Below are 25,296 nucleotides of genomic sequence, written 5' to 3'. Positions count from 1 at the left end.
CTGGACACTCTGGCCCCTCCGACTTCTCTGACCGCCTTGGACCCGCTGTCTCCGCCGGCTCCCCCGGTCTATACAGACTCGTCGGCTTATCCGAACTCGTCGGCTTATCCGAACTCGTCGGCTTATCCGAACTCTTCGGCCTCTTCTGCCTCCTCGACTGCCGCCGACCCCGTCCTGGTCCGCCGGCTCGCGGCCCTCCACCGCGCGCTGACGGAACTGGGCTCGGTCGTGGTGGCGTTCTCCGGCGGCGCGGATTCGGCGCTGCTGCTGGCCGCCGCGGTCCGCGCGCTCGGCCCCGACCGGGTGCTCGCCGCCACCGGTGGCTCGGCGAGCCTCTCGCGCCGCGAGCGGGGCGCCGTACGGGAGATCACCGGGGCGCTGGGCGCCGAGCACACCTTCGTCGCGACCCATGAGCTGGACGCGGCGGGATACCGGGAGAACTCCCGCGCCCGCTGCTGGTTCTGCAAGGACGAGCTGGTCACGCGGCTGCTCGAGGTGGCCGCCCGGCGCGGTCTCGCCCGTGTCGCGACGGGGACCAACGCGGACGACCTCGCCGACCCCTTCCGTCCCGGCATCCAGGCGGCGGCGCGCCACGGGGTGGTCACCCCGCTCGCCGACGCCGGGCTGACCAAGGAGCAGGTGCGTACCGCGAGCCGGGAGTGGGACCTGCCCACCTGGGACAAGCCCGCCTCGCCCTGCCTTTCCAGCCGGATCGTGCACGGCCTGGCCATCAGCCGGGAGCGGCTGGCCCGGGTCGACGCCGCCGAGCAGGCGCTCAGGGAGAGTCTGCGCCGGGCCGGCATCGACGCGTACGACCTGCGGGTCCGTGACCTCGGCGACCGGGCGGTGATCCAGGTGGACCGGTCAGCGGTGCCCGAGGTGCAGGCCTGTACGGAGGCGCTCGCCGCCGTCCGCGGCACCGGTTTCGACTCGGTGGAGGTCGATCCGGCCGGATTCGCCTCGGGGTCCCTCAACACGATCGAGGAGCGGCAGAGCGATGGATTGTGACGATGTCGGCGCGCTGCTGCGCAAGGTGGCCGCGGGGACGGAGAGCCCGGAGACGGCGCTGCGCGCCTTGCTGGCGGGGCCGTTGACCGGCCGGGCCGACCCGAGCGGCATCGAGGACCTCGGCTTCGCCCGCCTCGACACGGGGCGGGCCCCGCGCACCGGCGACCCCGAAGTGATCTACGGGGCCGGCAAGACGGCGGCCCAGACCGTGGCCCTGCTGCGGGCGCTCGCCCGGCAGCCGGGGCATCGCTCCGGCGTCGCCACCCGGCTGCCCGACGAGACGCTGGCCGCGGTCGCCGAGGCGTTCCCGCGAGCGCGTATCGACCCGGAGGCACGCTGCGCCGCGGTCGGCGGGCTGCTGGCGCCCCGGGGCCGGGTCCTGGTGGTCTCCGCGGGCACCTCCGACGAGCCGGTGGCACGTGAAGCGGCCTTTGTCGCGCGGGAGTTCGGCTGCTCGACGGGGATGGTGCGGGACGTCGGGGTGGCCGGCATCCACCGGGTGCTCGCGGTACGGGACGAACTGGACGCCGCCGACTGCCTGATCGTCGTGGCCGGGATGGACGGCGCGCTGCCGAGTGTGGTGGCCGGCCTGGTCGGCGCCCCCGTCGTCGCGGTGCCGACCAGTGTCGGGTACGGGGCCTCCTTCGGCGGTGTGGCCGCCCTGCTCGCCATGCTCAACTCCTGCGGTCCCGGCGTCGTGGTGTGCAATATCGACAACGGCTTCGGCGCGGCGGTCGCGGCGGCCAGGATGACCCGCCGCCCGGTACGGGCGGCCGCCGAAGAGCCCGAGCCTCGGGTGGGCCCGTGAACACGGCGGAAGGACTCACCACCGAGGCGGCCGGCGCCGCCTCGGAGACGCTCGCCTGGTTCGACTGCTCGACGGGGGCCGCGGGTGACATGATCCTGGGCGCGCTGCTCGATGCCGGAGCGCCGTTGGCGGCGGTCCAGTGCGCGGTCGACGCGGTCGCGCCCGGCGCCATCCGGGTCGACGTCGAAAAGGTGCTGCGCTGTGGCATGTCGGCGACGAAAGCTCAGGTCCGTACCGCCCCCGGCCCGCCGCACCGCACCTGGCACACCATCCGGGCGATGCTCACGGAGGCGGCGCTGCCCGAGCCCGTGCGGGACCGGGCGCGATCGGTCTTCGCCGCCCTCGCGCACGCCGAGGCCGCCGTCCACGGCATCGCCGTGGACGACGTGCACTTCCACGAGGTCGGCGCGCTCGACGCCATCGGCGATGTGGTGGGAGTGGCCGTGGCGCACCATGCGTTGGGCATCACCGGCGCCACCTCGACCCCGCTCACCCTGGGCAGCGGCAGGGCGCGAACCGCCCATGGGGACATCGCCGTTCCGACACCGGCCGTCCTGCGGCTCCTCGCCGATCACCAGGCGCCGGCCCGCTCCGGCGACCTCCCGTACGAGATGTGCACCCCGACCGGAGCGGCGCTCATCGTCTCGATCTGCTCCGAGTGGGGCGGTCTGCCCCCGCTCCGGGTGCGGGCCAACGGCGTCGGCGCCGGCACCCGCGACCTCCCCGGCACCCCGAACGTCGTCCGGGTCGTGCTCGGAACCGCCCAGCGGGACTCCCCGCCGGGCGGCCCGGCACTGACCGAGGCGGTGGTGGTCGAAGCGAACGTCGACGACCTCGATCCGCGGATCTGGCCGCACGTACTGACCCGGCTGCTGGCGATCGGCGCCTCCGACGCCTGGCTCACACCGATCCTGATGAAGAAGGGGCGGCCCGCCCACACCCTCTCCGTCCTCTGCGCACCGTCCGCGCTCGCCGCGGTGCGGGAGACGGTCATGACCGAGACCTCCACCATCGGCACCCGCGCCTACCGGGTGGGCAAGCACGAGTTGGCGCGCCAGACGGAGACGGTGGTGGTGGGCGGCGCCGCGGTCCGGGTGAAGGTCGCGCGGTATCTGGGCCGGGTCGTCAACGTCCAGCCGGAGTACGAGGACGTGGTCGCCGCGGCGGCGCGGCTGGGGATCCCGGTGAAGACGGCCCTGGCCCGCTCGATCGCCGCCGCGGCGCACCTCACGGAAAGCAGCACGGACAGCACCCCGGAAAGCCAGCGGTCGGATCCATCATGAAGCAGGTGATCGTGGCCGGGGCCGCGCAGTTCCTCGCACCCCTGGCAGGGGCGCACACCTCACCTTTCGCGACATCCCACCGCCCTGACGGGGCGCACACCTCACCCCTCGCGGGAGCGAAACCCCGCCCGACCCTTGCTCACCCTCTGGAGATCCATGTCCTTCCTGCGCCCCGGCTTCCGCGGTGAGCGTGCCCTGGTCACCGGAATCGCCATCGACGCGACCGGCTCCGGCATGTACGTCCCCTTCAGTCTGGTCTTCTTCCGCCACGTCACCGGGTTGCCGTTGACCGTGATCGGCCTCGTGCTCACCGCCACGGGGCTGGTCGGCGTCGCCGCGCTGCCGGTCGCCGGCGCGGCCGTCGACCGCTTCGGCGCCCGCGGCGTGCAGCTGTCCCTCTACGTCCTGCGCGGGGTCAGCTTCGCCTGCTTCCCGCTCGCCGACCACCTGCTCACCTTCGCCGGCCTGGCTCTGCTCACCGCGGTCGGCACCCGGGCCTTCCCCGCCGTGCTCCAGGCGAGGATCGCCGAACTCGTCGACGGCACCGACCGGGACCGGATGCAGGCGCTCCAACGCAGCCTCGGCAACGCCGGCCTCGGCGCCGGCACCCTGATCGCGTCGCTGCTGATCGCCACCGCCGGGGACGCCGGCTATCTCTTCGCCGCCTATCTGAACGCGGCCAGCTTCATCATCGCGGCGCTGCTGGCCCTGCGCACCCCGGTCAGCGTCGCCCCGGCCGCCAAGAACCCCGCCGCACCCGGCGGTTCCTACCGGATGGTCGCCAGGGACCGGCCGTTCCTCACCCTCATCCTCGCCAATCTGCTGGTGGCACTCGGCTACACGTCGCTGACCGTACTGCTCCCCATCTACGCCGTCGGCTGGCTGGACATGCCGCAGGGGCTCACCGGTGTCGCGTTCCTGGTCAACACGGTGCTCTGCGCGACCCTCGGCGTGCCCGTCGCGGCTCTGGCCCGGCGCCGTTTCACCACCCGGAGCCGGGCGGCGGCCGGCGGAGCCGCGATGTTCGCGACCGCCTTCCTCGTGCAGATCCTGCTCGGCACGGTCCGCCCGCACAACGTGCCGCTGCTGATGGCCGGGGTGCTGACGGCCGTGATCATCATGACGGCGGGTGAGCTGGTGCACAGCCCGGCCTCCGGCGCGCTCTCCCAGGCGGCGGCCCCGCGGGCGCTGCGCGGCCGCTACCTGGCGGCCTACCAGCTCTCCTGGTCGATCGCCTACGCACTGACGCCCACCCTTTTCACCGCGCTGCTCGCCGTCGACGGCCGCCTGCCCTGGCTGCTGGTCACGGTCACCACACTGCTCGGCGGCCTGCTGCTGCTGCGCGTCGAGCGCTCGCTGCCGGCCGAGGCGGTCCGCTATCCGGCGCCGCCCGTCACGGCCGCGGCGACCTCCCCCGCCTGATCCCGAGTTCGCCGACCCCCCGGCGGGCGGGCCCGGATGCCCGGTGCCGTCGATCCGACCGGCACCACAGAAGACGCAGAGAGAGGTTCGCATGGACCACGCCTCCTTGACGGCGGAGTACCTGGCCACACTGGAGAGCACCCGGCCGAGGGCGAGTGAACTGCTGGGAGCGCTGCCGGAGAACAAGATACTCAACAGCGACAAACCGGGCGGCGTGGGTCGGTGGCTCTCCCGCCCGGTGTTCCTCGGCGCCGCCGAGCACGCCCGGCTGGCGGCCGACCTGGACACCTTGCTGACCGCGCTGGCCGGCCTCCCCGACCGGCTCTTCGGCGGCGACTTCGCCGCCTTCGCCCGCGCGGTGGGACTCGACGAGGTCCAGGTCGCCGCGGTGCTGCGGGGCCGGGGCGCGGCCATGACGCGGCAGACCCGGGCGGACATGATCTTCGACGGCGCCGGGTTCAAGCTGCTGGAGCTGAACATCGGCAGCTCGGTCGGCGGGATGGACAACGTCGACATCTGCCGGGAGCTGCTCGAACACCCCGCGCTCGCCGGATTCGCCGAAACCCATGGGCTCGGCTTCGTGGACTCGCTGCGCGAGCAGGTGAACAACGTGCTGGTGGAGAGCGGGTTCGCGGCGGGCGACCGGCCGGTCGTCGCCCTGACCGACTGGCCGGGCAGCTTCGCGAAGGAGGTCTCGTACATGACCGCTCTGTGCGAGCGGTGGGCGGAGTTCGGGCTGGCGGCCTACCCCTGCCACCTTGGACATCTGGACGTACGGGACGGCCGGGTGTGGCTGGGCGACAAGGCGGTGGACATCGTCGTCCGCACCTTCCTCATCGGGGACGTGCTCTCGCCCGAGGTGCGGAGTCTCATGGAGCCGGTCTTCGACGCGGCGCGACGGGGCGAGGTCAGGATCTTCACTCCGATGGACACCGCGGCCTATGCCAGCAAGGGCGCGCTCGCGCTGCTCTCGGACGAGCGCAACCGTCATCTGTTCAGCGCGGCGGAGTCGGCGAGCCTGGACCGCGTCCTGCCCTGGACCCGGATGACCCGGCCGGGTCCGGTCGCCCTGGAGAGCGGCGAGCGCGTCGACCTCGTCGAGTACGCGCTCGCCCACCAGCGCGAACTGGTCCTGAAACCCACCTCGTTGTCCGGCGGCAAGGGCGTGCTGCTGGGCTGGGCCGACGATCTCACCCCCGAGCTGTGGCGGACGGAGATCACCGCGGCCCTCGACGGCCCTTACGTCATCCAGCGGCGGATCCGCGCCAACCTGGAGTCGTTCCCGGACGAAAGCGGTGAGCTGCGCCCCTTCCGGGCCGTCTGGGGCATCGTCACCGGCGTCAACGGCTTCGCCGGCGCCAGCGTCCGCGCCATCCCGGCGGCCGCGGGAGAGGTCGTGGTGAACGTGGCGAACGGCGCCCACGTGGGCGCCGTACTCCATCAGACGGCGCCGGCCGTCTCCTAGGCCGACACGCGACGCGCCCCGGCCGTCGGTCAGACGCCGACGGCCGTGTCGGAGGTCAGCAATGCCGTCAGCCGGTCGCGGACGCCGTCCTTGCCCTGGCCCCGGCTCGGCACCAGCCGGTCCTTGTCGCCCGGGTCCCGGGCGAGGACGTGCAGTTGTCCGTCGTGGCGGGCGAGGACGAGGTCGGTGCTGGCCCCGGCGACCTCGGCCGAACCCCGCGCCGTGTACTGGGTGACCGTGATCAGCGCGGACCGTTCGGCGGCGGCGAGCACCGCGTCGGTGTCGGTCGCCGGATCGGGGTCCGCTTCGGGCCCTTTCGGCAGCCAGTCGGTGAGCATGTCGAGGGCCCCGTCGAGTTTGTAGAGGCCGATCTGGTGGACGCCGAGCGCGTCGATCCGGACCATCAGCACGATCTCCTCGGGCTGCGGAAGCACCAGGATCCGCCAGGGCTCGCCCGGCACCGTCCCGGTCGCGCGGGCGTCGAGCACCCGCCGGGCCCGCTGCTGGAACGCCACCGCGATGCCCAGGTCGCCCCGTACCTGGATCTGCTCCCCGGTGGAACCGGCCAGCAGCAGTTGGCGCGCCGCCAGTGAGCGGACGGCCTCGGCGAGCACGTCGTCCGAAGGGCGCGCCTCGAGGAAGTCCACGATCGCGTCCACCGCGGTGAGTTCGGCGATGGTGTACGCGCCGAGCAGCACCGGTCCGGTGTCGACCAGGTCCACCACGGCCGCGACCAGCCCTTCGGGTACGGCCGCCTCGCCGGGGCCGCCCGGGGCCGACGCGGGAACGTTCCCTTCGTCGTCGGTCATGACGATCCTCCCGTCCGCGGCATGGTGAACGGCGGTGGCTGATGGGACTCGTGGAGGACCGCGGCGGCCGAGCGCGACGGCGTCTCGGTGACCCAGACCTCGGAGTTGCCGAACAGGCCCCGGCCGGACCTGCCGGAGAGGGCCTGGCCGAGTTCGCCGGCCAGATCGGCCCGGTCCGGCGGCGGGAACCGGCCCGCCAGGTCCTCGGACACGGCGGTCACGTCGTCGTCCAGCTCGATCCGGCGCAGCGACCGGGTGAGCGCCGAGGCGACCGGCGGGGTGAGGGAGGTGGGCAGCGCCAGGTTCGGCGACAGGTACATCGGGCGCCGCTCGGTCATCCGGGACAGGCCCCAGGGGCCGACATTGCTCCGGGTGAAGCGGTAGATCAGATAGTCCACCAGATGCCGCAGGTCGCTCGGGCTGGGCAGCTTGCGCGTGCCGAAGGCGGCCGGGGTCTTCTCCAACTGCACCCAGGTCCCCTGCCGGGTGCGCCCGTGCAGCTTCTCCCTGACCACCTGGCCGCGCATCCCGATGTCGGGGTAGCGCTTCTTGTCGATGTCGTGGTGGTGGCTGGACAGCCGCGGATAGCTGACCTTGGCGAACCGCCACTCCTCGTAGAGCCCCGGATCGTCCACCAGCACATGGCCGCCGCACAGCAGGTCGTGCAGTTGCGGCACCTGGAGGCCGTTGCGCTCCAGGTCGGTGACGATGACCGCCTCCTCGGGGCTGAGGGCCTCCGCCGCCGTCATCAGTCCCTTGCGGTACTCACCGGCCCGGGCGGTGATCTCGATCATCAGCCGGACCCTTTTGCGCACCTCGTCGGCGTGCCGTTCGCGCGCGGACCGGGGGGCCGCGGCACCGGGCCGCCCGGGGTGCGCGACGGACGAAAGGGGGTGTTTGGGGTCCACCCGGCCAGTACAGCACGGGGGACGGCGGGGCGCTCGCGCTGCGCGCCGGCCGGGCTCCGGGTGCGCGCCGCCACCGGCCGCGCCCGCCCCGAGCGGTCGGATCGGCGGCCGTCCCCAACAATGGAAGGGACCGGCGAGCGCGGGAGGATCCATGACCGAAGCGACACCGGCGCGCCACGGCCCCGTGGACGTCGAAGGCCGGACCAGGCGGCCGTTCTCCGAGCACCGGGCCATGGCCAGGGCGTACCCCGGCGGCAGGATGACGCTGGGGGCGATCGCGCCGCTGGAGGGCTATCGCGGCGCCGTACCGTCCCTGGCCGGGCACACCGAGCTCATCCAGCAGGCCGAACGGGCCGGGTTCGCCTCGGTGTGGGTCAGGGACGTGCCCCTGCTCGACCCCTATTTCGGCGACGCGGGCCAGGTCTTCGACCCCTGGGTCTATCTGGGCCACCTCGGCGCGTGCACCGGCTCGATCACGCTCGGCACCGCGAGCATCGCGCTCCCGCTCCGCCATCCGCTGCACACCGCCAAGGCGGCATCGACGGTCGACCGGCTCTCCGGCGGCCGGCTGCTGCTCGGCGTCGCCACCGGTGACCGGCTGATCGGGTTCCCGGCCTTCGGGCAGGACAGCGAGACCCGGGACGAACGGTTCCCGGAGTCGCTGGCCTACTTCCGGGCCGTACTGGAGCAGCGGTTCCCGGAGGTCGACTCACCGCTCGGCCGGACGCACGGCACGGATCTGCTGCCCAAGCCGGTGTACGGGCGGATCCCGGTACTGATGCGGGGTCGCGGCGGGCAGGACATCGATTGGATCGCGGAGAACACCGACGGACGGCTCTCCTACACCCCGCCGTTCCAGCAGCAGGCGGCGAACATCCGGGCCTGGCGTGCGCTGACCGGCGGCGACAGCGCCGAGACCGGCAGCGTGTTCAAGCCCTACGCGCAGGCCACCGCGCTCGACCTGAGCGAGAATCCGCTGGCCCTGCCGAGCCGTATCCACCAGGGCTACTCCGTGGGCCGCTCGCCGTTCCTCGAAATGCTGCTGGCGTGGCAGGAGATCGGCGTCGACCAGCTCATGCTCAACTTCAAGCAGAGCCGGCGGCCGGTCTCGGAGGTGATCGACGAGCTGGCCGAGTACGTACTGCCGCACTTCCCGCCCGGTGTCCCGGTCACGGACGAGGAGAAGCCGCTGGTCAAGGTGGGCGAGGCGGCTTGAGGGCAGGTGAGGACCGCGAGGACCCGCGAGGACCCGCGAGGACTCCGGCGGGCTACGGAATCGCCTGGAGGAACTCGTGGCCGAGCTGCGACATGGCGTTGTCGAACCCGGTTTCCGAGACCGCCGCACGGAGTGTCGCCAGGACCGCGCGAAAGCCCCGGTCGCTCTCCGGCCCGGAGAGTCCGACGTGCCGCTGGATCCTGACCACCGCCTCCTGGAAGTCAAGCCGCTCGTGGCGCTCGGCTCCCTGCCGCACGTAGTCGCCGAGCTCGTCGGGGAGTTCGGGGGCCAGCTCGCGCGCCTCGCCGGAGCTGAGCATGTGCCCCAGCAGCTCCAGTGAGGCGCGGCTGAGGTCGGCGGCCTCCTCGCGCGTCAGACGCGCACGGGTGGCCACGGCCTGAACGAATTCCGGGAAGTCCATCGATCGTCCTCTTCTCGGTGTGCGGAATGCGAAAGCCCCACCGCTCCTCGCCCACCCCCGGCCATGATCCCACCCGATCGTGCGAGCCGCCCGTCAAGCACCGCCGCCCGCGGCCGGGAGTGTCGTGGCGTCCCCGGGTTGCGTCGGTACGAAGCTCCGGCCGGCCGCCGGCCGGTGGCGTGCGGCCGCCGGCCCGTCGGAGCTTCGGAAGGCGCGGCGGCAGAGGTCACCGCAGGCGCGGTAGAAGCGGTCCGGCAGGAAGGCGGCGTCGGCGACGATCATGGCGCCGGAGAAGATCGGCAGTCCCATGAGCACCGCGATACCGATGTGCATCCCCAGCAGCAGGACGAGGATGACGTACTTGAGCCGGCTGAACAGCGCGAAGGGGAAGGCGATCTGGAGCAGCACGGTCAGATAGCTGGCGAAGCTGATGAAGAGCGGGTGGCCGTCGACCAGTGCGGACAGTCCGGGCCAGGGCCGGAAGAGGGCGAGGTTCATCACGTAGTGCAGCGCGGTGCCGTTCTGCCAGGACGCGCCCTGCACCTTGTAGAGCCCGGCGGAGCCGTAGAGCAGGCAGACCTGGGCGGCGATGACGAACATCGCGCAGTTGTGGACCGTGGTGACCACGGATGCGCGGGCCGGCCCGGCCTGCGACCACACCTCGCTCGCCGCCCGCCACAGCGCCCACCGACCGGGCCGTCCGCCGCGGGCACGGCGCGCCCTTCTGCGCGCGTCCAGCGACCAGTGACGGCCGCAGGCGGTGCAGGTGAGGTAGAGCGCCATCAGGAGGATCAGATTGTCGCCCCCGTCGGTCATGAAGATGGCCCGCGCGTGGAAGGCCGCCACCACGACCGCGAACAGGACGGACATCAGCCGGGTCCGCCAGCCGAGGAGGAACAGCGCGCAGACGGCGACGGCCGCCACGTAGCAGAAGTCGAGGTAGAGCGTGCTGTCCCACCAGGTGAGGAAGCTGAACCAGCCGGTCTGCTGGAACAGCTCCCTGGCCAGCGCCGGTGTCCACGGCGAGTCGGGGCCCCAGATCTCGTCGCGGTGGGTGAACTCCCGCAGCAGGAAGCCGAGATAGATCAGCCCGTAGCCGATCCGCAGCACGGCGGCGGCGTAGAGGGAGATGGGCCGGCCGGTGAGCAGGGCGAACGCGTGATCCACGCGGGACGCCGCGCGAAGGGACGGCCAGGGTGCGGGGATGGGTGCGGGAGCGGGCGCGGGCGCGGGTGCGCGCTCAGCTGCCGGCCCGGAAGCGGGGGCGGGTGCGGGGGCGGGCTTGGGAAGGGCGCTCGCTTCGGGTGCGGGCCTCGCCGTGCGGTCGGTCGTCATGCGTTCTTCGCCTTCCACCAGGGCAGGATCCGGGTCTCCAGCGCCGCGGCGGGCACCGGCAGGGTGTGGCCCGAGGCGTCGTACCCCGGTACCGACCGTGTGAGCACGCGGAGTTGGACGTTCTCGACGGCGCCGACCCGGCCCCCGGTGACGCGTTCCACGGCGATGTTCCGCAGATACTCCTGCCACATCGCGGCGCGCTCGGAGTAGGACACATCGCTGTTCCCGTGCGATTCCACATAGCCGGTCCACGCCCGGCGCAGCATGTTCTGGGCGGTGTGGCTCGGGAAGACGCTGTACCGGACCGAGGCGTTGTCGATCGCGGTCAGATCCGTCCAGCCGCTGACCCGCCGCACCCCGTCGGTGCCACGGCTTTCCGTCCGGACCGAGATCTCCGGCTCCGCCGACTCCGGTTCCGGGGCGAACAGCCGCCAGTTCTGCTCGAAGAAGGGATAGATCCAGCTCTGGATCTGCGGGGCGTACCGCCGGGAGATCTGGTTCGGCGGTGCGACGTGCAGAAACACCATCACCACATGGACGAGGGAGACGGCCACCAGGAGGGCCGCGACCACCCGGGTCGCACCTCGCAGCGCGGGCCGCATCCCTGGCGGCTGCCCCCCGCTGCCCGGCGGGCGGTCCGGCGCGTGTCCCGGCGGCCTGGCACCGGAATCCACCGGCTCGCCGGGGCGGATGTCGTCGGGAACGCGCACGGGCGACCGCCCGCCACCGCTGCCGCCGCCACCCCGTACGTCTGTCGGGCCAGTCATTTCCATCCCGGCCCCTCCTCTCGCAACTCTCACGCCGACTTCTCGCGCTGTTTCTCGCATCGAACTTCTCGCGCCGGCCCCTCGTGCTCCGGCGGGCCTGACGCCCGACGGCGTGCGGCGGATGGGTATCGCTCCGCCGCACGCCGCCGGTCCTGCCTGTCGTGCCGCCCCGCCGCTTGTCACGTGGTGTCAGCGAGCGGCGGGGTGGAGCACGTCAGAACTGCTGGGCCTTGTCCTGGTGCTGGTGCTGCCCGTACTGGTCGTCGGCCTGGCCGTACTGGTCGTTGGCCTGGCCGTACTGCTGCCCGTACTGCTGGGCCGGCTTGTCCGACTTCTCGTCGCACTTCTTCTTGACCGGCTTGTGGGGCTTCTCGTACGGGGGCTGGTACGGCGGGTACGGCTTCTCGTGGTGGGGCGGGTACGGCGGCTTCGGGTAGGGCGGCTTCGGGTAGGTGCCGCCGGTGTTTCCGGCCGTGTTTCCGGCCGTGTTGCCCGCGGTGTAGCCACCGGTCGCGCCCACCGTGTTGCCCGCGGTGTTCCCGACGGTGTTACCGGCGATGTTGCCGCCGGTGATGCTGCCGCCGGCGCCACCGCCCGTGGTCACACCGCCGATGACACCGCCCAGCAGACCGCCGGTGGTGATCCCGCCCGTGGTGATCCCGCCCGTGGTGATCCCGCCCGTGGTGATCCCGCCCGTGGTGATCCCGCCGGTAGTGACACCCGTCGTGGTCCCGCCCGTGGTGACGCCGGTGGTGGTGGCGCCCGTGGTCGGGCCGACGGTCGTGGTGCCGCACTGCGGCAGGGTGATGACGTTGGTGTCCAGCGTCGTCGAGCCGTTGCGGGCCAGGGCCCGGCCGGTGACGTTGGCGCCCGTGTTCAGCCCGGTCGACGTCAGCGACATGATGGTGCCGACGAAGGTGCTGTTGGTGCCCAGCGTGGTGGAACTGCCCACCTGCCAGAACACGTTGCACGGCGAGGCGCCGTTGACGAGGAGCACCCGGCTGGCGGAGGCGGTGGTCAGGGTCGAGCCGATCTGGAAGACCCAGACCGCGTTGGGGTCGCCGCCGGCGTCCAGCGTGAGGTCGCCGGTGATACCGATGGAGGACGCCGCGTTGTAGACGCCGGGCGCCAGTGTCAGACCGCCGAGGTCGCCGGCGATGCTGGCGTCCGGTGCCTGGCTGGCGGCGTTGTTGTAGGCGGTGGTCAGGTCGGTCTGGGCCTGGAGTGCGACCGCGTCGGCCGAGTGGATGGTCCCGTTCACGATGCCGGGCGGGAAGCCGGTGACCGCCGTACCCGGGCTGACGCCCAGGTCACCGGTGATCACCGAAGGACCCGTGTTCGTCACCGACTGGCCGCCGAGGACCGCGAAACTGGTGGCGGTGCCGAGCGGAACAGCCGTCGCGATGGCGCTCGCCGGCGTCGGCGTGATCGCGACCACGGTGCCCGCGACCAGGGCGACCGAGGCGATCGAGGTGGAAACGGCACGCCAACCAGGCATGCCAGGGAATCTCAATTTCATCGATGGGCCTACTCCTGTTGGGGAAATGGAAGGTCCCACAGCGATCCATGACGCTTGGCGGATCGCCATTCACCTCTTCCCGTCAGCAGGCCGAAATTTCGCAAGATCAGACCCTGGACAGCCCAAGGGAAGAGACGGCCACCAAAGTAGATAGGTCCGCTCGATGAAGAAGGGCGCATTCGGGTGAATCTCGGCCCCGGCCCCGGACGGCGCAATCAGAAACCGGCATATGCGCTGGTGGCGGGGTCATCGTCCGGCCCAACAAATCAGGAATCCGCCACGCCCGGCGGCTAAACTGCCGCCCGCCATATGGTGTACGCGCCCCGCATCGGACCCGTTTCGCCCTCAGTCGCCGTTCCTGATGGGGAATGACTTGTCGCTGCCCTCGAAACCCACGTTCACGTTCTCCGCGGCGGAACCGTTGATGACGGCGCGCCCCACATCCTGCTGGAAACGGTGGGCGGTCGCCGTCGGGCTGCCGAAGCGGTCGTCGAGGGCCTGGACGAGACTGTCCTTGGAGACGCCGAGCGACTGGGCGAGGTTGTCGATGTTCCCGTCCCGGTTGTCGAATCCCTTCTCCTCGTTGCTCGGCCCCACATGCACCGATCTCGCCGCGGTCTCCCGGGAAGGACCGTGCTGGTCGATCAGGTTCTGGTCCGCCAGTGAGCGCGCGGTCAGATGGAAGTCGCTGACCTTGAGATTGACCGTGGAGCTGTTGCCGGAGAGCACCTCGCTGCCCGAATTGACTTTCACATTGAGGTGGACGGCCACCTTCACCTCCTTGTCCCCGTCCTTCACCGTCACCACCTCGGGGCGGGAGATGAGGTTCTTGCCGCCGTTGTTGCGGGTGTCGGCGCCGAAGGAGAAGCCGCCGAGGGTGCGGCGCTGATCGCTGCCGGTGCCGGTGATCTTGTCCAGGATCTGGTCCGAGGTCAGCGCCTTCGGGGGCGGCGGCGCGTCCGCGGTCGAGGTCGAGCCCTTCTTCGGGATCGGGGGGACGCCCTTGGTGTTCGACGGGCCGGCCTTGGTGGTCGACGGGCCGGCCTTGGCGCCCCCTTGGTCGCCGAATCCCCTGCTCGTGCCCGCTCCGCCACCGGAGGTCTTGACCGGAATCCCACCGCCGGAGCGCCCGTTCTTCGCCCGCCCGCCGGCGAAGCCGCCACCGGCGACGCCGAGCGCACCGGCCCCCAGGATGGCCCCGGCGTCGAGCTGATCGCCGTTGAGGACCTCGGTGGCGGCCTCGTCGCCCGCCTCCTTACCGAACTCCTTGGCGGCGTCGCCGACAAGACGGGCTCCGTCGCTCTTGACCAGCGGCCCGATCGTCTTGCTCGCGCCGATGGTCCCCTTGAGCCCCTTGATACTGCCGCCGACCGCCTTGGCCAGGCCCGGCGCCAGCTTCTCGATCGCCGCGGCGCCGCCCTTGACCAGCGCGCCGCCGGCCGCCTTGATCAGCGAGCCGCCCGGGACCAGACCGATCAGCCCGGTCAGGAAGTCGCCGAGGCTGAAGTTGCCGCTGGCGATGGCGGATATCTGGGTGATCGCGAAGAGCGCGCCGCCCAGCAGGAGGCCCGCGACAGGGAAGAAGACCGAGACGACCGCGATGAGCAGGCCGAGCAGGATCTGGACGAACGGGAAGTCCTTGAAGAAGTCGGCGATCTTCTGGAAGACGCTCCGTTCGGGGATCGCCTCGCCCGCGGCCCGGTCCAGCACGTCGGCGCAGGAGCGCTGGGCCGACTCCCGCAGTGACCTGGCCTGTTCGGCCAGGCTCTTGGCCGCGCCGAGCTGCTGCCGGCCCTGGTCGATGGCGTCCTGGGTCTGCCGGGCGTCGGCCTTCTCCTGGTCGGTCGCGTCCGGGCCCAGGGTCCTGGGCGGCCGGCCGGCCTGCGGGGCCGCGCTCTGCGCCTGCTCCACCGCCCGGTCGAAGGTGTCCTGAGCCTCCTGGAGCCGCGGGATGTAGTCCGTGTAGGCCTGGGCGGCGTCGTGGTAGGAGTTCATCGTCTTGGTCAGCTTGTCGGGCAGGTCGTCGCCGACCTTCTCCCGGAGCTTGTCGATCGCCGAGCCGCGGCCCTGGGCCAGCGCCCCGTCCCGCTTGAGCACGTTCAGGGCCTTCTCGGCCGCGTCCCCGATGTCCCGGTAGCGCTGGAGGATTCCCCGGATCAGGTCGGGATCGCCAGGTGTCGGGTCCCGGTCCAGTCCGACCAGTTCGAAGTCCGCCGGACTTGAGTGCTGCCGCGGCATACGGGTCCTCCCTGGCCTGTTTCGGAGATGCTTGGTGCATGTCCTACGTGACACACGTGTACGGGGCCGATGTTGTTCACTCCCGCCCCGGCCACCCGCTCGGGATCCACGAGCCGGGGCGTGGCAGGCAACCCGGGGGCGGCGCCGGGGAGTAGGGAGGTACGGGTGCGGTCGCACACGGCTCACCCGTACCGAGACAGAACCGGAGTCCCATCGTGCCTTCGCGTCGCAGCAGTTCCCGCTCCCGCGCCCTCGCCGGAGCGGCCGCCCTGGTCGCCATCGCCTCCGCCGCCCTGACCGCGGGCACGGCGAACGCCACACCGGCCACCGCCGCTCCCGCGCCCGACCTCGCCGGGCTGCGGCAGGCACTCAGCGGCGTGGTGTCGGCCGGTTCACCCGGCGCCCTCGCCCTGGTCAGCGACCACGCCGGGGGCGGTGGGACGGTCAGCGTCGGCACCGGCGACCTGGCGGCCGGCACACCGGTCGACGCCAAGGGCCAGTTCCGGGTCGGCAGCATCACCAAGAACCTCACCGCCGTACTGGTGCTGCAACTGGAGGCCCAGCACCTCGTCGACCTCGACGCGCCCGCCGCCGGCTATCTGCCCACCGGCGTGCTGCCCGCCGACTCGCCGATCACCGTAAGGGAATTGCTCGACCACACCAGCGGCCTCTACGACTACACCAACGACCTGCCCGGCATCCTGGTGGGCGACACCGTCACCGGCTACCAGCAGTTCCGGTACGGCACCTACGACCCGGCCGACCTGGTGGCCCAAGCCCTCACCCACGGCTCGCAGTTCACCCCGGGCAGCCAGTACGGGTACTCCAACACCAACTTCGTGGTGCTCGGGCTGCTGGTCGAGCACATCACCGGCAAGCCCTACCAGCAGGTGCTCGACGAGCGGATCATCGCCCCGCTCGGCCTGGCGCACACCCGCTTCATCGTGCCGAAGACCGGCATCGGCGGCCCGCACGCCATCGGTTACCTCACCGAGGACGACCGCACCAAGCCGCTGTTCGACGCGACGGCGCAGACAGCTTCATGGATCTGGACGGCCGGCGCGGCCATCTCCAGCACCGCCGACCTCAACGCGTACTGGCGCGCGCTCTCCGCCGGCAAGCTGCTGCCCAAGGCCCAACTCGCCGAGATGGAGGCGGCGCGGGCGATCGACTCCACCTCGGGCTACGGCCTCGGCATCCGCCAGTACACGCTGTCCTGCGGGACGCGGGTCTACGGCCACGACGGCATCGTGGAGGGCTACCAGACCTACTCGTACACCACGAAGGACGGCTCCCGGCAGGTCACCGTCTCGGCCGACGCCTCCAACAACACCGCCGTCTTCACCGCCGAGCGGGCCGCCCTCGACCCCGTCTTCTGCGGGCGGAGCGCCGCTCCCGCCGCCCAGCGCGTCGCGGCGGCCGATTCCGTCCGCGTCGCGGCGGAGGAGGCGGCCGGCGTCACTCCGTAGCCGGGCGGTGGCGGGGGCTCCTTCATCGGGAGCTCCCCGAAACTCCTTTGCGGTTCGTCGCCGTTCCTCGCCGTTCTCCGCACGTCCTCGCGACCCGGGCCCCGGCCGTCACCCGGCCGGGGCCCGTTCCGGCGCCCCATGCGTACGGGCGGCCGGTGGCTTGGGCGTCAAGGGCCGGGTCAGGGAGACGTGACGACCTGTCCGGCCCAGGACAGGCCCCCGCCGAAGCCGAGCAGCAGGGTGGGTGTCCCGCCGGGGATCTCACCGCGTTCGACGAGCTTGGCCAGGGCGAGGGGCACCGACGCCGCCGAGGTGTTGCCCGAGTCGACCACGTCGCGCGCCACCACCGCCTGGTCCGCGTCGAGTTGGCGGACGATGGAGTCGATGATGCGCAGATTGGCCTGGTGGGTGACGATCGCCCCCAGTGCGCCCGGCGTGATGCCGGCCCGCCGGCAGGCCTCGGCGGCCAGCGGGGCGAGCGCGGTGGTGGCCCAGCGGAAGACGGCCTGGCCGTCCTGCCGGAAGTGGGGGTGCCAGTCGTCGTCGAGCCGGACGGCCGCGCCCCGGCTCGGGTCGGAACCCCAGACGACCGGTCCGATCCCGGTCCCGTCGCCCGCCGGGTCGAGGCTCACGACCGCGGCGCCCGCGCCGTCGCCCAGCAGGATGCAGGTGGAGCGGTCGGTCCAGTCGGTGACGTCGCTCATCTTCTCCGCCCCGACGACCAGCGCGTGCCGGGCCGCGCCCGCGCGGACGGCGTGGTCGGCGGTGGCCAGGGCCGTACAGAAGCCCGCGCAGGCGTTGTTGACGTCGAAGCCGACGGCTTCGGGGATGCCGAGCCGGCCCGCGACCTGGGTGGCGATGTTCGGGGAGCGGTCCATCGCGGAGCAGGTGGCGACGACCACCATGTCGATGTCGGCGGGCGGCAGCCCGGCGCCGGCCAGTGCCTTGCCCGCCGCTGCCGCCGCCATGTCGGTGACCGACTCGTCGCGGGCGATGCGGCGGGTGACGATGCCGGTGCGCTGGCGGATCCACGCGTCGTTGGTGTCGACCATGCCGGCCAGATCGTCATTGGTGAGGATGTGCTCGGGCTGGTAATGGCCCAGGGCGGAGATACGGGATCCGGGCATGGCGTGCTCCTTGGGTAGGCGAGGCCGAGCCGGAATATAGCATCCGAACGTTCGGACGCTAAAGCGGTGGCGGCCGCTATAGTGATCACGTGAGTCCCAGGAGATCCGCAGCCGACGCCCGGCAGACCCGTGGCGCGATCCTTGCCCGTGGCGTGGAGCTCGCCTCGGCCGAAGGGCTGGAAGGCCTGACGATCGGCCGGCTCGCCGCCGATCTGGACATGAGCAAGTCGGGCGTGCTGGGCCACTTCGGCACCAAGGAGAGCCTGCAACTGGCCGTGCTGGAAACGGCCGCCGAGGTCTTCTTCCGGGAGGTGCCGCAGCGCGCCGTCGCGGCGGCGGCGGGCATGCCGCATCTGCTGGCGCTGTGCGAGGCGTGGATCTCTTATCTGGAGCGGGGGGTCTTCCCCGGCGGCTGCTTCTTCGCCGCGGCGGCCACCGAGTTCGACGACCGGGACGGGCCGGTGCGGGAGGCCGTGGCACGGCTGACGTCGCTGTGGCAGGGGCACGATCTGCGGCGCCATGTGCGGCTCGCCGTCGCGGCCGGGGATCTGCCGCCGGCGACCGACCCTGAGCAGGTGGTCTTCGAACTCACCGGCCAGATGCTGGCGTTGAACTTCGCGCTGCAACTCCACCGCGACCGCGGCGCGCCCGACCGGGCCCGCCGGGCGACGGCCCGACTGCTCGGCCGGCCCCTCGGCGCCCGCGAGGCGGCGCACTGACGTCCAGGACCTGGGGACATCGCGGGGGCGAACGGCGCCGTGTCGGCGCCGGACGTGGGACGTTCGCGGGCGCCGGCCTCAGCCGAGGGCGGCTCGCCCTTCGGGGAGCCGCGCCCACACCACGCTGCCGTAGGTCAGCAGGGACCGCCGCACACCCCATTGTTCACTCAAGTGCTCGACCAGTAAGAGGCCGCGGCCGCCCTCGTCGTCCGGCCCGGCACTGACCGGGAGCAGCTGGCCCGCGACGGTCCCGTGGTCGTGCACTTCCAGATGTATCAGGTTGCCCGCGGTGAGGCCGACACAGCACAGGAACCGCTCGCTGTTGGTGTGGCCTATCACGTTGGTGGCCAGCTCGGACACGATGAGGACCGCGTCCTCGCAGCTCTCCTCGGGCAGTCGCCAGCCGCGCAGCCAGTTGCCCACCGCCGAACGCGACGCCCCCACGCTGGGCCGCTCGGCCGGGAGATCGAGCCAGTGGACTCTGCCCAGCGGCGCCCCGACGAGGAGTTGGGGGGAGGGGCGGGATGTGGCAAGAGGCACGGCTTCGCCTTCCGTCGGCGGACGGGTGTGCTGGGCGTCCAAGACCCCGGTGGGGCCGGTGATCGCCGGTCGGTCGGCCGGCACGGCAGGCCGGGACCCGGGTGCCGCCGTGTCACGGCGGCGACGTGCGTGGCCGGTGGAGTCGATCACAGTGACACTATGCTGGCCGCCCCGTTCATCTCGCAACCGACTCTCTGATAATTTCAACTCGGCAGTATCGAAGCGTTAGTTGGCCTATCGTTCGGTGCTGGTGACACAGACTCAGGAGGCAGGTCGTGAGCGATCCCCGTCCGGTCGGCGGCACCGGCGCTCCCACCGTGCTCCGCATGATCCTCGGCAAGCGGCTGAAGGATCTGCGCGAGGGCGCCGGTGTGACGCTGGAGGACGCGGCCAAGGCGCTGCGGGTCGCGCCCCTGACGATCCGCCGGATGGAGAAGGCGGAGGTCGGGCTCAAAGTCCCCTACGTGGAGAAGCTCCTGCGGACCTACGGGGCCGGTGACCAGGAGACCGACGAGTTCATCGACATGGCCGAACAGGCCAGTCAGCCAGGCTGGTGGCACCGGTACCGCGATGTGCTGCCCGGCTGGTTCACCGCCTATGTGAGCCTGGAGAGCGACGCCCGCACGCTGCGCACCTACGAACCCCACTACGTCACCGGGCTGCTCCAGACCCCCGCGTATGCCCGCGCCATCCTGAGCGCCGGGTTCCCGCACGCCACGGAAGAGGATCTCGAACGCCGGGTGGGTCTGCGGCTGCGCCGCCAGATCCTGCTGGACCGGCCGGACGCGCCGACCCTCTGGGTGGTGATGGAGGAGGCGGTGCTGCACCGGCTCATCGGTGGCGCGGAGGTGATGCGGGAGCAGATCGACCGGCTTCTCGAAGCGGCCGAACTCCCCTCCATCACCATTGACGTCGTGCCGTTCGAGGTGGGCGCCCACGTGGGGGCCTTCGCCCCCTTCACCTACTTCCGCTTCGACGCCCCGGAGTTGCCGGACATCGTCTACACGGAGCTTCTCTCGGGATCCGTCTACTTCGACCAACGCCCCGACGTGGTCGCGCATCTCGAGGCGCACAACCGGATGTCCCTCCTTACCTCCACGAGTGGCAGCAAGGCGATCCTGAATCGCCTGCGGAAGGAGTACGCGTGAGCATCACCGACGACGGCGTCTACAACGGAATGCCCGCTTCCGAACTGGGCGAGCAGGGCTGGGAACGCCCCTGGAGCGGGACGAGCGGCGGCCAGTGCGTGGAGATGATGCGGCTGGCCGACGGCCGGGTCGCGATCCGCCAGTCAACCGATCCGGCCGGCCCCGCCCTGATCTACACCAGAGCGGAGATCAGCGCGTTCCTCATCGGGGTCAAGGACGGCCTCGCCGACCACATGGCGGCCGGCGACCCGGCCGCCGGCACCGACACCCCGCACGACGCCGCGTCCACCGCGCCGCGAAAGCCGCGGCTCCACGTGGTCGCGTCGGCGCCGAGCATCAGGTAGCAGGCACCACCCCACCCGGGCGGCGCGCCGCCCGGAAACAAACCGACGAAACCGACGAAACCGACGAACCGATGAAACCGACGCAACCGTCTGGAGGGACACGATGACCGGCTCCCACGCCGCGCGGGACATCGACACCAGCAAGCCGCACTCCGCCCGCATGTACGACTACTACCTCGGCGGCAAGGATCACTTCGACGCCGACAAGCAGGCGGCGGAGCGGGTGGCGACGGCGTATCCCGGCATCTTCGTGTGCGCCAGGGAGAACCGGGCGTTCATGCACCGGGCCACCCGTGTGCTCGCGCGGGAGCACGGGATCCGGCAGTGGCTCGACATCGGCACCGGTGTCCCCACCGAGCCCAACCTCCACCAGGTGGCCCAGGCCATCGTCCCCCAGGCGAGGGTCGTCTACGCGGACAACGATCCCCTCGTGCTCAAGTACGCCGAGACACTGATGCGCAGCGCGCCCGAGGGCCGGACCACGTACATCGAGGCGGACGCCAACGACCCCGGCACCCTGCTCGACGCCCCCGAACTGCGGGAGGTACTGGACCTGACGCAGCCGGTGGCCCTCTCCCTCAACGCGCTGCTGCACTTCATCACCGACTCCCAGGACCCGTACGGGCTCGTCGGCCGGCTGATGGACGCCCTCCCCTCGGGCAGCGCCCTGGCCATCAGCCACTGCACCCCCGATTTCGACCCGGCCACCTGGGCCCGGGTCACCCAGATCTACACCAGCAGCGGCACGCCGGTCCGGTTCCGCGCCAAGGCCGACGTCACCCGTTTCTTCGACGGCCTGGACCTGCTCGACCCCGGTGTGACGGTCGGCCACCGCTGGCGCCCCGACGCCGGGGCGGGCGCCGGCTCGGCGGCGCAGGAGCCGACCGACGCGGAGGTCAGCCTGTGGGCCGGGGTGGCCGTCAAGCCGTAACCGGGTGTCACCAACCGGCGTCCTCGCCAGCGAAGTTGATGTGCCGCACACAAGTTGATGTGGGAAACTGCTGTCAGCCGGTCGCGGGCGGGGATGGCCGTGCCGGTTGTCGAGAGGAGCGCAGCGTGACGCAGTACGGCTTCCGCGCCGAGGAGATCGATACCAGCAGGCCGCATCCTGCCCGGATCTACGACTACCTGCTGGGCGGCAAGGACAACTACGAGGTCGACCGCGAGGCGGGCAACCAACTCGCCTACGCGGCGCCCGAGGTACGGATCGGCGTGCGGGCCAACCGGGCCTTCCTCCAGCGCGCCGTGCGGTACGTGGTCGGCACCGGCGTCCGGCAGATCCTCGACATCGGCACCGGCCTGCCCACGTCACCGAACGTGCACGAGATCGCCGAGGAGGTCGCCCCCGACGTACGGATCGCCTACGTCGACAACGACCCGATCGTGAACACGTACGCCAACGCGCTCCTCAGCCGCACGGGCGAGACCAGCATCGTGCTCGCCGACCTGCGCGACCCGCGGGCCATCGTGGAGCACCCCGATGTCCGCAAGGTGATCGACTTCGACGAGCCGGTCGCCCTGCTCCTCGTCGCCATCCTCCACTTCCTCACCGACGCGGAGGACCCCGCGCGGGTCGTCGCCGGCCTGCGCGACGCGCTGCCGGCCGGCAGCTTCCTGGTGCTCTCGCACGCGACCGGCGACTTCGCCGACCGCAGCGAGGCGAAGGCCGTCTACAACAAGGCCACCGCCACGCTGAATCTGCGCTCGCGCGCCGAGGTGGAGCGGTTCTTCGACGGCTTCGAGCTGATCGAGCCCGGCCTGGCCCAGGCCCCGTTCTGGCGCCCGGACACTCCCCCGCCGCCGCGGTCCGCCGAGATCGGCTTCTACGGCGGGGTGGCCCGCAAGAACGGCTGACCAGTACCGGCCTAGGTCATCTGACCGACCGGGTGGCCGGAAGCGCCGCCTTGGGAAGCGCCGTCTCTCAGTGGGCGGGCGCGCCCGGATCCGGGGTCGCCTGCCGTGCGGCCGGTGACCCGAGGCCGGTCACCTTCGCCAGAAAGCCGTCCAGATTCCGCAGCGTGCGGGCGATCTGCTCGTCCAGGGTGAGCGTCTCCTCCAGCCGCTTGGCCAGCGCCGAGGTCTTCTTGCCGCGCACATAGAGGGAGCAGGCCAGGTCCGCGCACATGTAGAGCGCCACCGTATTGCCCTGCCGCCCGGCCGGCCCGGCCAGCGGCGCGGCCAGCAGGTCGACGCCGCCGCCCGAGTGCCCGGTCAGGCAGAGCGAGCAGAGGCTGCTGCGCAGCAGATTCCGCCGGGTGCCGGGGGCGATCCGCAGAGTGATCCCGACCGGCCCGGCCCCGTCCCCCGCCTCGCCCGTACCCGGCCGCACCAGGTAGGCCCGGTCCGGCGCGCCCGGATCCCGCCACCCCAGGAAGTCCAGATCCGCCCAGGGAAGCCCACCGAGCTCCCTGGGCAGGCTGATCCGCTTCGCCTCGCCCTTGGAGCAGTTGACGAACGAGCCGCGGATCCGCGCTTCACCGAGAGGGTCCATACCCGTGACGCTAACAGCGCGTCCGCCCACCCGTCACCCGCATTTCGCCCGGTCGCGCGGGGGCCGCGCAAGCACCCGGGCATCGGAAGAGCGCGGGGCCGGGGCGCCGCGCATCGGCAGCCAACCGTCGTCCGGCCGGCGGCCTCACCAGTCGCGGGTGGCGATCAGCTCTTCCACCGCCGCGTCCGCGAAGCCGTAGGCGGAGGCGATGAACCAGAAGTCCTCGGCTATCTCCTCGCGGGCGACGGTCTCGATCTCGCTCCCGGCTGCCTCGAACTCCGCCTCCAGCAGGTTGAACTCCTCCGTCGCGGCCTGGGTCAGGGTGTAGAGGGCCGTCAGATCCGGCGGATGCCCAGCCTCGATCCGTTCGCACAGCCGCCGCAGGATCGCCTCGCCCTTGCCCACGACGGGATCGGGGAAGTAGCCGTCCGCGTACAGCCGCTTCAAGAACGCGTGCCCTGCCACCTGCTGGTTGGTGATCGCCATGACGTCTCCCGTCCCGCTCGAGAACCGATGTGCCGATCATGCACCACACCACTGACAGAGCGGGCCGGCCGACGCCGTGGTGGCCCTGGCCGGGAGAATCCCGGCTTACTTCCGGGTGTCAGGGCACACGGATGAGTACCAGAGCGGTCCTGTGGAGGTAATCGGGCCGTCCCGCGGGGGGCGGTACGGCCACGGGGACACGGGGACACGGAGGAGAGTGTCATGACCACGAGCTATGGCAACACCACCGGGACACCGGCCAGGACGGGCAGCAACGGGCTCGCCATCGCCGGGCTGGTGTGCGGCATCGTCGGGATCTTCCTGTTCAACGTGATCCTTGGCCCGCTGGCCCTGATCTTCGGCGGCACCGGCCTGCGCAACGCCCGCCGCGGCGCCGGTCACCACGGGATGGCCCTGGCAGCGGTGATCCTGGGCGCCGTCGACATCGTCCTGTTCGTCGTCACGCTCGCGATCGCCAGCCACAGCGGCGGCTTCAGCTGGCACGTCGGCTGAACCGGCCCCCGCCGCACGACCGACCAGTACCCCACGCCCGGCCCCGGCCGATCATTACGGCCGGGGCCGCGCACGTCATAGGGGCGACTCGGCTGCCGCGATGAGGAAGTTGGGCAGCCGCACATAGCTCTCGATACCGGGAGTGGCGCGCTCGGCCTCCTCCGCTGTCGCGGGGTCGAGCCCCGGCTCGGCGAGTTCCCGCAATCGGCATCCCAGAGCCGCGAGTTCGTTGAGGTAGGCCGAGATCGGCCGGTGGAAGTCGGAGGCGTGGGTCTGGACGATCTCGTACTCCGCCAGGTAACTCCGCAGACGGTACTCGCCGTGCTCGCGCCAGGTCCGCCACAACCGCTCGAAGGCCGGGTGGTTGACCGAGAACACGAACAACCCGCCCGGCCACAGGACCTGTACGCAAGCCCGCATGGCGGGCCTCCAGTCGGGGATGGCCGACAGCACCATGCTGCACACGACCGCGTCGAAGGGACCGCCCAGGTCCGGCAGGCTGGTCAAGTCCGCCTGGACGTAGCGGATCCCCTGCCGCAGTTCGCGCTCCTTGTCCCGGGCGTAGGAGAACATCGCGTCCGTCGGCTCGACGCCCACCACCTCGGCTTCTCGCCCGGCGAGCATCCGGCTGAAGTAGCCCTCGCCGCACCCGGCGTCCAGTACGCGCCGCCCGCGCAGATCACCCAGCATCCGCAACAGCACCGGGTTGACCAAGTGCCGCTTGGCGAAGTCCCCGTCGGGCTCCATCGCCTCGATCACCGCACGCGGTATGGCGTGCCACTGCCGGATCGCGGCCTCGTTCGTCCACTGCGTGGTCATCCGCGCGAGGGTAGTCCAGGGGCGGCGCGCTTCTCGAACGTGACGTTGCTTCGCGGGCGTTCACTGTTCCGGGCCGCCGGGGCGGGGTCAGGGGTGACCCGATCCGTCATGAAGGGGCGATCACCAGTACCCTCTTGATCCTCACGGCTCCGCCTCTCCGGCCCCTGGGTAACGCCCGGGCCCTGCCCGCTTCTTCGACGGTCAGCCTCCCGCGGGGGGAAGGTCGGCGGCCGCCGTGAACCCCGGCAGATCGGCCCGGCTGCCGGCAGAACCCATGTACGGAACCGGGCGTCGAGGGGCTCATGCCGTGACCGGCGGCTTTGCCCGGAAAGAGCGTCGTCCGGTACTCCCCACCCGCGATTCGCGTGGGGGTGCCCTCAGCGGGCCGAACGGCCGGAAGTCCTGGTGGTGAAGCCACGAGGCTTGCGGCCGACCGAGCTT

General features: G+C 71.7%; 24 protein-coding genes and 1 pseudogene. 13 read left to right on the top strand and 12 right to left on the bottom strand.

Annotated elements, in window-relative coordinates; all coding sequences use genetic code 11:
• Positions 1-228 precede the first annotated feature (228 nt).
• The 5 genes from OG519_RS31730 (at position 229) to OG519_RS31710 (ending at position 5,986) form a co-directional block, all read left to right on the top strand.
• Positions 229-1,008 carry an ExsB family transcriptional regulator gene (locus OG519_RS31730; protein WP_405591286.1) on the top strand — a complete coding sequence of 260 codons (780 nt, stop codon included), beginning with the start codon at positions 229-231 and terminating at the stop codon, positions 1,006-1,008.
• Complete coding sequence (larB, locus tag OG519_RS31725) at positions 998-1,816, top strand: nickel pincer cofactor biosynthesis protein LarB (RefSeq protein ID WP_405591283.1); 819 nt, start codon at positions 998-1,000, stop codon at positions 1,814-1,816. Before OG519_RS31730 ends, larB begins: the two co-directional genes overlap by 11 nt.
• Positions 1,813-3,099: a nickel pincer cofactor biosynthesis protein LarC gene (larC, locus tag OG519_RS31720; protein ID WP_405591280.1), complete on the top strand. Its 1,287-nt coding sequence runs from the start codon at positions 1,813-1,815 to the stop codon at positions 3,097-3,099. Before larB ends, larC begins: the two co-directional genes overlap by 4 nt.
• A 156-nt stretch (positions 3,100-3,255) precedes the next feature.
• Positions 3,256-4,521: an MFS transporter gene (locus OG519_RS31715; protein ID WP_405591277.1), complete on the top strand. Its 1,266-nt coding sequence runs from the start codon at positions 3,256-3,258 to the stop codon at positions 4,519-4,521.
• Between the two features lie 91 nt (positions 4,522-4,612).
• Positions 4,613-5,986 carry a hypothetical protein gene (locus OG519_RS31710; RefSeq protein WP_405591275.1) on the top strand — a complete coding sequence of 458 codons (1,374 nt, stop codon included), beginning with the start codon at positions 4,613-4,615 and terminating at the stop codon, positions 5,984-5,986.
• A 29-nt stretch (positions 5,987-6,015) separates the two neighbouring features.
• On the opposite strand, the gene OG519_RS31705 is transcribed toward OG519_RS31710, so the two are convergent.
• Positions 6,016-6,795 (bottom strand): hypothetical protein, encoded by a 780-nt coding sequence (locus tag OG519_RS31705; protein ID WP_405591272.1) that lies wholly within the window; start codon positions 6,793-6,795, stop codon positions 6,016-6,018.
• The gene (locus OG519_RS31700) at positions 6,792-7,589 is read right to left on the bottom strand and encodes a hypothetical protein (RefSeq protein WP_405591269.1); all 798 of its coding nucleotides are present in this window, start codon (positions 7,587-7,589) and stop codon (positions 6,792-6,794) included. The genes OG519_RS31705 and OG519_RS31700 overlap by 4 nt, the downstream gene beginning before the upstream one ends.
• Positions 7,590-7,854: 265 nt before the next feature.
• Here OG519_RS31700 and OG519_RS31695 point away from each other — a divergent pair, with 265 nt between their 5' ends.
• Complete coding sequence (locus OG519_RS31695; RefSeq protein ID WP_405591267.1) at positions 7,855-8,919, top strand: LLM class oxidoreductase; 1,065 nt, start codon at positions 7,855-7,857, stop codon at positions 8,917-8,919.
• A gap of 52 nt (positions 8,920-8,971) precedes the next feature.
• On the opposite strand, the gene OG519_RS31690 is transcribed toward OG519_RS31695, so the two are convergent.
• From OG519_RS31690 to OG519_RS31670, 5 genes are all read right to left on the bottom strand, one after another.
• Positions 8,972-9,340: a DUF2267 domain-containing protein gene (locus OG519_RS31690; protein WP_405591265.1), complete on the bottom strand. Its 369-nt coding sequence runs from the start codon at positions 9,338-9,340 to the stop codon at positions 8,972-8,974.
• 93 nt (positions 9,341-9,433) lie between these two features.
• Positions 9,434-10,507 carry an HTTM domain-containing protein gene (locus tag OG519_RS31685; protein WP_405591262.1) on the bottom strand — a complete coding sequence of 358 codons (1,074 nt, stop codon included), beginning with the start codon at positions 10,505-10,507 and terminating at the stop codon, positions 9,434-9,436.
• Positions 10,508-10,671: 164 nt separating this feature from the next.
• The gene (locus OG519_RS31680) at positions 10,672-11,442 is read right to left on the bottom strand and encodes a DUF5819 family protein (protein WP_405591260.1); all 771 of its coding nucleotides are present in this window, start codon (positions 11,440-11,442) and stop codon (positions 10,672-10,674) included.
• 214 nt (positions 11,443-11,656) lie between these two features.
• Positions 11,657-12,940, bottom strand: coding sequence for an ice-binding family protein (locus tag OG519_RS31675; RefSeq protein WP_405591257.1), 1,284 nt, complete (start codon positions 12,938-12,940; stop codon positions 11,657-11,659).
• Positions 12,941-13,306: 366 nt separating this feature from the next.
• Positions 13,307-15,199 (bottom strand): hypothetical protein, encoded by a 1,893-nt coding sequence (locus OG519_RS31670; protein WP_405591255.1) that lies wholly within the window; start codon positions 15,197-15,199, stop codon positions 13,307-13,309.
• Between the two features lie 215 nt (positions 15,200-15,414).
• On the opposite strand from OG519_RS31670, the gene OG519_RS31665 reads away from it, so the two are divergent.
• Positions 15,415-16,668 carry a serine hydrolase domain-containing protein gene (locus OG519_RS31665; RefSeq protein ID WP_405591252.1) on the top strand — a complete coding sequence of 418 codons (1,254 nt, stop codon included), beginning with the start codon at positions 15,415-15,417 and terminating at the stop codon, positions 16,666-16,668.
• Positions 16,669-16,847: 179 nt separating this feature from the next.
• Here OG519_RS31665 and OG519_RS31660 read toward each other — a convergent pair whose 3' ends face one another.
• Positions 16,848-17,795 carry a beta-ketoacyl-ACP synthase 3 gene (locus OG519_RS31660; protein ID WP_405591249.1) on the bottom strand — a complete coding sequence of 316 codons (948 nt, stop codon included), beginning with the start codon at positions 17,793-17,795 and terminating at the stop codon, positions 16,848-16,850.
• A gap of 89 nt (positions 17,796-17,884) precedes the next feature.
• Between OG519_RS31660 and OG519_RS31655 the strand changes: the two genes are divergently transcribed.
• The gene (locus OG519_RS31655; protein WP_405591246.1) at positions 17,885-18,514 is read left to right on the top strand and encodes a TetR/AcrR family transcriptional regulator; all 630 of its coding nucleotides are present in this window, start codon (positions 17,885-17,887) and stop codon (positions 18,512-18,514) included.
• 78 nt (positions 18,515-18,592) lie between these two features.
• Here the strand turns inward: OG519_RS31655 and OG519_RS31650 are convergent, their stop codons facing one another.
• The gene (locus OG519_RS31650; RefSeq protein WP_405591243.1) at positions 18,593-19,054 is read right to left on the bottom strand and encodes an ATP-binding protein; all 462 of its coding nucleotides are present in this window, start codon (positions 19,052-19,054) and stop codon (positions 18,593-18,595) included.
• Positions 19,055-19,380: 326 nt separating this feature from the next.
• On the opposite strand from OG519_RS31650, the gene OG519_RS31645 reads away from it, so the two are divergent.
• From OG519_RS31645 to OG519_RS31630, 4 genes and pseudogenes are all read left to right on the top strand, one after another.
• The gene (locus tag OG519_RS31645) at positions 19,381-20,202 is read left to right on the top strand and encodes a helix-turn-helix domain-containing protein (protein WP_405593139.1); all 822 of its coding nucleotides are present in this window, start codon (positions 19,381-19,383) and stop codon (positions 20,200-20,202) included.
• Between the two features lie 29 nt (positions 20,203-20,231).
• A pseudogene (locus OG519_RS31640) lies at positions 20,232-20,447 on the top strand (DUF397 domain-containing protein); the annotation flags it as partial.
• A 202-nt stretch (positions 20,448-20,649) separates the two neighbouring features.
• The gene (locus tag OG519_RS31635; RefSeq protein ID WP_405591240.1) at positions 20,650-21,477 is read left to right on the top strand and encodes an SAM-dependent methyltransferase; all 828 of its coding nucleotides are present in this window, start codon (positions 20,650-20,652) and stop codon (positions 21,475-21,477) included.
• Positions 21,478-21,602: 125 nt separating this feature from the next.
• Positions 21,603-22,400 (top strand): SAM-dependent methyltransferase, encoded by a 798-nt coding sequence (locus tag OG519_RS31630; RefSeq protein WP_405591237.1) that lies wholly within the window; start codon positions 21,603-21,605, stop codon positions 22,398-22,400.
• Between the two features lie 67 nt (positions 22,401-22,467).
• On the opposite strand, the gene OG519_RS31625 is transcribed toward OG519_RS31630, so the two are convergent.
• Both OG519_RS31625 and OG519_RS31620 read right to left on the bottom strand, forming a co-directional pair.
• Positions 22,468-23,037 carry an FBP domain-containing protein gene (locus tag OG519_RS31625; RefSeq protein ID WP_405591234.1) on the bottom strand — a complete coding sequence of 190 codons (570 nt, stop codon included), beginning with the start codon at positions 23,035-23,037 and terminating at the stop codon, positions 22,468-22,470.
• A gap of 144 nt (positions 23,038-23,181) precedes the next feature.
• Positions 23,182-23,523, bottom strand: coding sequence for a DUF5713 family protein (locus OG519_RS31620; protein ID WP_405591231.1), 342 nt, complete (start codon positions 23,521-23,523; stop codon positions 23,182-23,184).
• Positions 23,524-23,745: 222 nt separating this feature from the next.
• On the opposite strand from OG519_RS31620, the gene OG519_RS31615 reads away from it, so the two are divergent.
• Positions 23,746-24,036 carry a DUF4190 domain-containing protein gene (locus tag OG519_RS31615; protein ID WP_405591228.1) on the top strand — a complete coding sequence of 97 codons (291 nt, stop codon included), beginning with the start codon at positions 23,746-23,748 and terminating at the stop codon, positions 24,034-24,036.
• Between the two features lie 75 nt (positions 24,037-24,111).
• On the opposite strand, the gene OG519_RS31610 is transcribed toward OG519_RS31615, so the two are convergent.
• Positions 24,112-24,855 (bottom strand): class I SAM-dependent methyltransferase, encoded by a 744-nt coding sequence (locus OG519_RS31610; protein WP_405591225.1) that lies wholly within the window; start codon positions 24,853-24,855, stop codon positions 24,112-24,114.
• Between the last annotated feature and the right edge of the window lie 441 nt (positions 24,856-25,296).

The organism is Streptomyces sp. NBC_01190 (assembly GCF_045039895.1).
In the GTDB taxonomy this organism is placed as follows: Bacteria; Actinomycetota; Actinomycetes; order Streptomycetales; family Streptomycetaceae; genus Actinacidiphila.
Note: the sequence above shows the minus strand (reverse complement) of the source record. Positions and strands in the feature narration are given on the sequence as shown.